The 1,821-nt window shown below is 72.1% G+C and carries 1 protein-coding gene; it reads right to left on the reverse strand.

Annotation, left to right across the window (positions count from 1 at the left end):
• Positions 1-1,821: proline dehydrogenase family protein (locus J7E68_RS06405; RefSeq protein ID WP_215170934.1), on the reverse strand; the 1,821-nt coding region annotated here is incomplete at both ends.

The raw sequence follows: 1,821 nt of genomic DNA on the forward strand, positions 1-1,821 counted from the left end.
GCCGAGGCCGAACAGGTATTTCGGGCCGCCGGCCTTCGCTCCCGCTCCCACGGCCGACCGCTTCCAGCCGCCGAACGGCTGACGCTGCACGATGGCGCCGGTGATGCCGCGGTTGACATAGAGGTTGCCGGCCTCGACGCGGTCGAGCCAGGTGGCGACCTCGTCGGAGTCGAGCGAGTGGATGCCCGCGGTGAGGCCGTAGTCCACGGCGTTCTGCAGGCGGATCGCCTCGTCGAGGTCCTTCGCGTGCATGATGCCGAGCACCGGTCCGAAGAACTCCGTCAGGTGGGTGGTCGACCCCGGGGCGACGCCGGCCTTGACGCCCGGCGTCCACTGCTTCCCCTCGTCGTCGAGCTTGCGCGGCTCGACGAGCCAGCGCTCGCCCCGCTCGAGCGTGGTCAGAGCGGTCAGCAGCTTGCCGTTCGCCGGCTCGATGATCGGACCCATCTGGGTGGCCGGGTCTTCGGGCAGGCCGACGCGCATCGAGGTGACGGCGTCGACGAGCTGACGCTCGAACCGCTTCGAGTCCGCGACCGATCCGACGAGGATCGCGAGCGACGCCGCCGAGCACTTCTGCCCGGCGTGGCCGAAGGCGCTGCGGGCGACGTCGGCTGCGGCGAGGTCGAGGTCGGCCGACGGCGTGACGATGATCGCGTTCTTGCCGCTCGTCTCGGCGAGCAGCGGCAGGTCGGAGCGGAACGAGCGGAACAGCTGCGCGGTCTCGTACGCGCCGGTGAGGATCACGCGGTCGACCTCGGGGCTCGCGACGAGGCGGGTGCCGAGGTCGCGGTTCGCGAGATCGACGAGTGCGAGCAGGTCGCGCGGAACACCCGCGGCCCACAGCGCCTCGACCATGACCGCACCGCAGCGCTGTGTGAGCTTGGCGGGCTTGATGACGACGCCCGAGCCCGAGGCGAGGCCGGCGAGCACGCCGCCCGCGGGGATCGCGACGGGGAAGTTCCACGGCGGCGTCACGACCGTGACCTTCGACGGCACGAACTCCGCACCGGCGATGGCCTCGAGGTCGAGCGCGCGCTCGGCGTAGTAGTGCGCGAAGTCGATCGCCCCCGACACCTCGGGGTCGGCCTCGGCGATGGTCTTGCCCGCCTCGTGGGCCATGATCTCGATCAGCTGACCGCGACGTGCAGCCAGCTCGTCACCGGCGCGGTGCAGCACGGCGGCGCGTTCGGCCGCGGGCAGCGCGGCCCAGCGGGTGGCGGCAGCGGATGCGGCGGCGAAGACGCCGTCGAGCTCATCGGTCGTCTCGACCTTGGCGAGCGCGATCGAGTCGAGGCCGAGCGTCGAGTCCACCGAGCGCGCCAGGATCTCACGGCCCCAGGCGCGGTTCGCGGCGATCGCGGGATCGCTGTCGGCCTGGTTCTCGAAGCCGGTCGTGACGGCGTCCGCGTCCGCGGCATCCGCCTGCGTCGCCGCCTCGGCCGCGCGGTCCTGCACGCGGTTCGACGAGGGCACCGAGCGGTCGGCCTCGAGGCCGGCGAGAGAGCGCTCGAAGCGCTCCCGCTCGCGGGTGAGCAGTGCGGGGTCGGAGGCGAGCTCGAACACGGCCGACATGAAGTTCTCGGGGCTGGCGTTCTCTTCGAGGCGGCGCACGAGGTAGGCGATGGCGACGTCGAACTCGGCGGGGTTGACGACCGGCGTGTAGAGCAGCAGGCGTCCGACGTCCTTGCGCACGGCCTCGGCCTGGCCCGTCGCCATGCCGAGCAGCATCTCGTACTCGACGGCGTGGGTCACCCCGCGCGCCTGGGCGAGCAGCCAGGTGTACGCGATGTCGAAGAGGTTGTGGCCCGCGACGCCGATGCG

The sequence above is a fragment of the Microbacterium sp. ISL-103 genome, assembly GCF_018613995.1.
In the GTDB taxonomy this organism is placed as follows: Bacteria; Actinomycetota; Actinomycetes; order Actinomycetales; family Microbacteriaceae; genus Microbacterium.